Origin of the sequence: Vibrio sp. 10N.222.46.A1 (assembly GCF_041473595.1) — a bacterium.
GTDB classification, from domain to species: Bacteria; Pseudomonadota; Gammaproteobacteria; order Enterobacterales; family Vibrionaceae; genus Vibrio; species Vibrio tasmaniensis_A.
Genome location: NZ_JBFRSN010000176.1, coordinates 1 through 6,027, shown reverse-complemented (window position 1 = coordinate 6,027; position 6,027 = coordinate 1). Strand labels below are relative to the sequence as shown.

Genomic DNA, 6,027 nt, shown 5'->3' with positions numbered 1-6,027 from the left:
ACCCTGTATTGATAATTATACTAAAGCCCTTTATGGTCTGCACAACTGGATGAAAACAAAAGAATATAATTGCTCATGAAAAAGAAAATCTTACCTATACCTCTGATTTTACTGATTCCTATTGTCATGCTGGTTGTGGTGATACTGGCGGGTATTTATCGCTTTAGCTTAAGTGACGAAGAGATCTTGGCGAAGTTTCCTTCTTCTCAAGTCAGTTATGACCCTGTTGTTGAAACCGTTTTTGATTTGAAGACGACTAACCCATGGACAATCAAAGTTCCTGAAACCAACGCCTACGCCTTTATTAATGAAGTCGATGGACCAAGATCAATCGCGTTTGGGCGGTATGACTCCGGTGTTGAGCGTGGTGTGGTCACCGTAGACACCAACAACCTTTCAAGTGTCACGTTAGGCAAGGCGAGTTTCTTTGTTGCACCTATGTGGGTATCTAACCAAGGCAGTGGCGTTTTCTATTACCTTGGCCTGTTTAAACATGACCAGCATCGAAGCCGCGTCGTGTTAGTTGACCAATTCTTTCTTGGTGACCGGGTGAGAATCCAAACTTTAGAGATTACTCAGCTGCTCGATTCACATAGCAAACTCTCTGGGGAAGGTTTTATCGGCTTTACTCGACATTCTGCGGGACAATCTTTTCCAGAATTGCAATCTGAAAAGGTGTTAATGAGTTTTTCTTTCAATATGCAATCAATTGATGGGCAGTGACATTTTTGTTAGGACAAGGAACTGTTGTTTATGTGAGCTAAATTACATATTATCTTAAGTAGATGAATGAAATTTAGACACACTTAGCTTTGTGTCTGCTTACTTTACAAATGGAGCTTGCGAATGATTAATAAACGTTTTTTTAAGACGAAAGATGAAGTTGAAGTGACTTTCGAGCTAGAAGCTCAAGAAGCTAATTCCGTATCTATCGTTGCCGACTTTCTGGATTGGAAAGCGACCCCAATGAAAAAACTGGCGAAAGGGAAGGTTTACAAGTTTAAAACTCGTCTTCCGAAAGATGGTGAGTTTCAATTTCGCTACCTAGTTGATGATCAACAATGGGTGAACGATGCGAATGCTGATCGTTATATCCCGAATGAATTTGGTGAAGATAATTGCTTGGTATCGACAGTTAACGCTTAGTTGAAATAGCATGAATTAAAAAGCAGGAACGAGATGTTTCTGCTTTTTAATGTCTAAATCGTTGGTTCATTAATTTTTTGAGTTGTGCCTATTTCATTAACGGTAACTCAATGACTTAGCCGAGATTGCGCAGATTCACATCATATTATGACAATGCAATGATGATTTATACGCCTGAAAAGCATATCCTGTGCTTTTATATCGTAGAAAGACCTGTTTACCGTGTATTCAAAAATATTTTCCTCTCCGTTTGCTGAGCTTTCACCTGTAAAAAAAGCAGCAATTTTAGGTCTGCCACTTATTGCAGTGATAAGTGTTGCTTTGCAATATTCACCATCAAATCTGACGAAAACGATCGATCTTGATTTGCCAGACTCAACCGTTATTGAGTCAATTCTGTCACCTCCTTCTGCTACCGTTATCGAGCCACCGACGTTTGAATATCAAATTCAATCAGGCGATAACTTAAGTAGCATTTTCACTCAGCTTGGGTTTTCTTATAACTCGATGATGAGCGTGATGGAAACCGATTTGAACTTCCTTGCGTTAGACACGCTTCGTCCGGGTAATACATTACGCTTTTGGCGTGACGAAGCGACGGGCAACCTTTCAAAAATGGAACTTCAATTTAGTGTCGCGGACAAAGTGGTTTATCGACTGCTTGATGACGGCAGCTACGAATTCGAAGACATTTCTATTCCGGGTGAATGGAAGCAAAAGCCTTTAGTGGGCGATATCCATGGCAGTTTCTCTATGTCAGCGAACAAAGTTGGCCTGAACAGTATTGAGATTGACCATATTGTGACTCTTCTTAAAGATAAGCTGAATTTCAGCCGAGACTTACGTGCGGGTGATCAGTTTGAAGTGCTTCAAAAAGCGCAATTCGTTGATGGTGTCGCAACCGGGAAACGTGAAATAGAAGCCATCAAGATCATGAACCGTAACCGTGTTGTTTCAGCGTACTTACACACTGACGGACAATATTACGATGCCAATGGCGATAGCTTACAACGCGCTTTCCAACGTTACCCTGTGAGCCGTGGTTGGCGTCAAAGTTCTCAGTTTAATCCTAAGCGCTTACACCCTGTGACTGGGCGAGTCTCTCCGCATAACGGCACAGATTTCGCGACGCCAATTGGCACACCCGTTCAAGCAACAGGTGATGGTAAAGTGATCATGACTCGTAAGCACCCATATGCGGGTAACTATGTGGTGATTCAGCATGGCAGCACATACAAAACACGCTACCTACACTTGAGTAAGATCCTCGTTCGTAAAGGGCAAACGGTATCTCGTGGTCAGCGTATTGGTTTATCAGGTAAAACGGGCCGAGTGACGGGGGCGCACTTACATTACGAATTGATCGAACGTGGTCGTCCTGTCAATGCAATGAAAGCAAATATTCCGATGGCCGATTCCGTACCTAAAAAGGAAAAAGCGACATTCGTAGCCGCTAGAGATGAAGCCGACAAGCTATTAAAGAAAGCTCTAGAAAAACAATCGAATAATAGCTAGCAGCTGACTATATGTCGTCAAGGTAACCGTTAGCTAGATGGTTGCGAGTAATGATGTAGCCTTTAAAGCCGTGAGTGCAGAACTAAATACTTAAATGTTTAGTGATACGCTCGCGGCTTTTTGATTTTAGGTTGAGGTAGTAAACGGCGTTTAGGCTAGAGGTTCTGAGTGAGTGACGTAGCTAACGATAGCTTCTGGTCGCATAGGTGGAGAGTAGAGGTATCCTTGAATTTTGTCACACCCCATTGCGTGCAGCTTTTCTAATTGCTCACGCTTCTCTACGCCTTCCGCAACCAATGACACATTGAGTCTGTGTGCCAGTTGAACAATCAACCACACAACACTTTCGGATGTTGAGTTTGTCAGCAAATTTCGAATAAAGGTGGCATCAATCTTAATACAATCGATAGGGTAGCTATGAATGTAATTTAAGCTTGAGTAACCAGTACCGAAATCATCTAGAGCGATCGTGAACCCTTGTCCCCTTAGAAAGTCGAGTGCTGACTTTGTTTCTTGAGTTGGAGATAACAGCACGGTTTCGGTTAGCTCAATGACAAACTCGTTTGCTTTAAAGTGATGCTGTTCAATCGTTCGAGTGAGATAGGAAATATAACGCTTAGAATCGGTAAGCTCGTGAGCGGAGCAGTTTATTCCAAGCTTAACTTTGTAGCCTAAGCCTCGCTCCAATGTTGTTTTAGCGCGGCATACCAATTCGATGATCCGTTCACCCAGTTCCACAATCAACCCCGATTCTTCCGCTACCTGAATGAACTCCACTGGCGAGATGTCGCCATGTCTTGTGGTTTTCCAACGAGTTAACACCTCGAAGTAATCCCATCGTGTATCAATGTGATCAACGATTGGTTGTACAACCACGTACATTCCATTGTCATTAGGTGCCTGACTGTCTGATATGGTGCTATCAAGCTCACTTCGTAAGGCGGCGATTAACTCGGCTTTCCTTTGGTAACGAACCCTTAGGTGAGTGTCGTAACATTGAATATGAGTATCTTGACTATGCTGGCACTCTTTTAGCGCCAAACTGGTGTTGAAGATGATTTGCTCTACGTCTTTATTGTCTCCATCTGACCGGGCAATGCCGATGCTGACGTCGAAATCGATTTTGATATCAATACTAGTGTAACCTTGCTTTATCTTATCCAGTATTTGTTTGCAAACCGCTATTGGGTCTGAATGATAGGTAATGAATGCGAACTCATTGCCAGCCGTCCGGAACGTCAGGTTGTTGTCGGGCAAGGTTCGGCGCAAGGTCTCTGCAACGAACTGAAGCACCTTATCGCCAATATAATTACCGTGCATATCATTAATGGCTTTGAAGCTATTGATGTCGAGCAGAGCGAGCGTGAAGGGAGTGACACTCTGCTGAGTGATCGATTCCAAGGTGTCTGATAAGCAGCTACGGTTTAATAGCCCAGTTAGACTATCGTGTGATACTTCGTAACTGAGTTGATTAACCAGTTGCTCAGAACGGTCGTTGAACCACATTTCACGCAAGGTGTGAATGACGATATCTGCGAACAACTGGTGGTGTTTTATCACATCTTGTTGCTGATCTGTACTCATAGGCGAACTAAAGGTTGAGAAAAGCACACCCATGACTTCGCCACTTTGACTGCGTGCTGGGATAGCGATTGAGTTCTGTGAGGTGATTTCCTGTCTAAATGCTGATGTTGGGAGTGACTGAACGATATACTGAGCAAATGAGCAATCTGGGTGTTTTTGATTAACGGCTTGTTGGTATATGTGACCATGGCGTGCGTTTATTTTGTCATGCAGTACATGGTCAGAATGGGCAATGACCAAAGGAACCATTTGATCGGGGAAGTGCTTTTTCTCAATGATACTGGTGTATTGAGTACCGAAGGTTTGATGCAAAGTAAGCACGGCAGACTCTAAAAGGTCGATACCTTCCAATTTGAGTAAGCGGCCAATGCGCTCTGTGTCTATCATGCAATTGCGTGTATGTTGAGTCATAGTCACCATCCGTAGCCAACCAGAATCGTGTGTAAGCTGTATGTGTATGATCTTGTGTATACGATCTTGTAGCAGCACCGTCTTAAATATTAACAATGCAACTTGCATTAATAATTTTGATATGCGTCTAGTTTATTATCGATCGTGTTGTGTGATTTTTCAAATTTAGTGCGATATATTTCAAAAAATTTGACTATTTCTTTCTTTGTCTAGCCTATCTTTTAGGTGGTCTAAAAATAGCTTGGTTCGTGTATGTGAGTAGTCAAGCTTAGGGTAGTACGCGTAAACCATCACTTCGTCGGCTGTTATATTTGGTAATACTGGAACCAGTGTCCCTTGTTTAAGATCCTCTTTGATCATTGCTTTGATGGTTAACAGTACGCCCATTCCTCGCTTCGCGGCATGAAACAAAGCCTCAGGATTGGTGGTCGCAAAGTTACCGTTCAAAGTGATGCGTTGTCCTTTAGTTAGCGTGACTTCACGAATAGGACGCTCTCCCCATATTAAGGAGTTGTGCTGTTCTAAGTCTTGCTCGTTGATGGGATAACCATGTTTAGCCAAGTAACTGGGAGCGGCATAAAAGCTGGCTTTGTGTTCAAATAGTGGTGTTTTCTTGAAGCTTAACGAGTTGAGTTGTTCCAGTTCACGACTGATCACCAGGTCCAAGCCAAGCTCAGGTAATTGACCTGGCGTGGTGGTGATAAGCTGTACTTTAATGTCTGGATACTTTTCTAAGAAGTCGTCCATGTATTGCACGAGAAACTTAGAACCAACAGCAATGGTTGCGCCAATCTTTAGCAGGCCCGCAGGCGTTTGGTTAACCGATCGGGTTTCATCAATAATCGATTGCCAATTATCGAGCTGATCTTTGGCTCGCAGATAAAAGAGAGCCCCCGCTTCGGTTTGGCTGATTGAGCGCGTGGTGCGCTTTAATAGTTGAGTGCCAATACGTTCTTCTAACCAGTTCACTCTTTTGCTGATCGCTGAGCTGGTGGTATTGAGTTTACGCGCTGCGCCATTGAAGCTGCCTTCTTCCACCACTTTTACATAACTTTTTACGTTAAGAATCCAATCCATACTATTTCCTGTTGGGACTTAATTAAATTCCAATTTAGCTAATTATCAATTATTGGTTTTGAATGTAAACTCATCTGATGAACAAATAACAAACGAATAGGGAATTTTTTGAGCCAATCGACCTTTAAAAAAACACCGCTACTCTTAGCCATGATGATCATAGCTACAGGACAGGTAGGGGTGAGTATCTATTTACCATCATTGCCGCTAATTGCTTCAGACTTAAGTGTGACTCAGGTAGATGTACAGCTGCTCGTTACGCTGTTTCTTGTGGGTTTTGGCTTGTCTCAGCTA

General features: G+C 42.8%; 5 protein-coding genes and 1 pseudogene. 4 read left to right on the top strand and 2 right to left on the bottom strand.

The features are described from left to right. The first annotated feature begins 75 nt into the window (after window positions 1–75). The 3 genes from AB4496_RS06110 (at window position 76) to AB4496_RS06100 (ending at window position 2,661) form a co-directional block, all read left to right on the top strand. A complete protein-coding gene (locus AB4496_RS06110; RefSeq protein WP_009845721.1) occupies window positions 76–723 on the top strand; it encodes a hypothetical protein in 648 nt (215 codons plus the stop codon). A gap of 123 nt (window positions 724–846) precedes the next feature. After that, a complete protein-coding gene (locus AB4496_RS06105) occupies window positions 847–1,146 on the top strand; it encodes an isoamylase early set domain-containing protein (protein ID WP_009845720.1) in 300 nt (99 codons plus the stop codon). Window positions 1,147–1,368: 222 nt separating this feature from the next. Then, a complete protein-coding gene (locus tag AB4496_RS06100; RefSeq protein ID WP_009845719.1) occupies window positions 1,369–2,661 on the top strand; it encodes a peptidoglycan DD-metalloendopeptidase family protein in 1,293 nt (430 codons plus the stop codon). Window positions 2,662–2,811: 150 nt separating this feature from the next. On the opposite strand, the gene AB4496_RS06095 is transcribed toward AB4496_RS06100, so the two are convergent. After that, the gene (locus AB4496_RS06095) at window positions 2,812–4,656 is read right to left on the bottom strand and encodes a bifunctional diguanylate cyclase/phosphodiesterase (protein ID WP_102257523.1); all 1,845 of its coding nucleotides are present in this window, start codon (window positions 4,654–4,656) and stop codon (window positions 2,812–2,814) included. A gap of 180 nt (window positions 4,657–4,836) precedes the next feature. Beyond that, complete coding sequence (locus AB4496_RS06090) at window positions 4,837–5,733, bottom strand: LysR family transcriptional regulator (protein ID WP_102257522.1); 897 nt, start codon at window positions 5,731–5,733, stop codon at window positions 4,837–4,839. A 108-nt stretch (window positions 5,734–5,841) separates the two neighbouring features. On the opposite strand from AB4496_RS06090, the pseudogene AB4496_RS06085 reads away from it, so the two are divergent. Then, window positions 5,842–6,027: pseudogene (locus AB4496_RS06085) on the top strand (Bcr/CflA family drug resistance efflux transporter); the annotation flags it as partial.

Excerpts from the sequence above, each read along its gene's own strand:
- AB4496_RS06090 (WP_102257522.1), bottom strand. The coding sequence starts at position 5,733 with ATGGATTGGATTCTTAACGTAAAAAGTTATGTAAAAGTGGTGGAAGAA.
- AB4496_RS06105 (WP_009845720.1), top strand. The coding sequence starts at position 847 with ATGATTAATAAACGTTTTTTTAAGACGAAAGATGAAGTTGAAGTGACT.
- AB4496_RS06095 (WP_102257523.1), bottom strand. The coding sequence starts at position 4,656 with ATGACTCAACATACACGCAATTGCATGATAGACACAGAGCGCATTGGC.
- AB4496_RS06110 (WP_009845721.1), top strand. The coding sequence starts at position 76 with ATGAAAAAGAAAATCTTACCTATACCTCTGATTTTACTGATTCCTATT.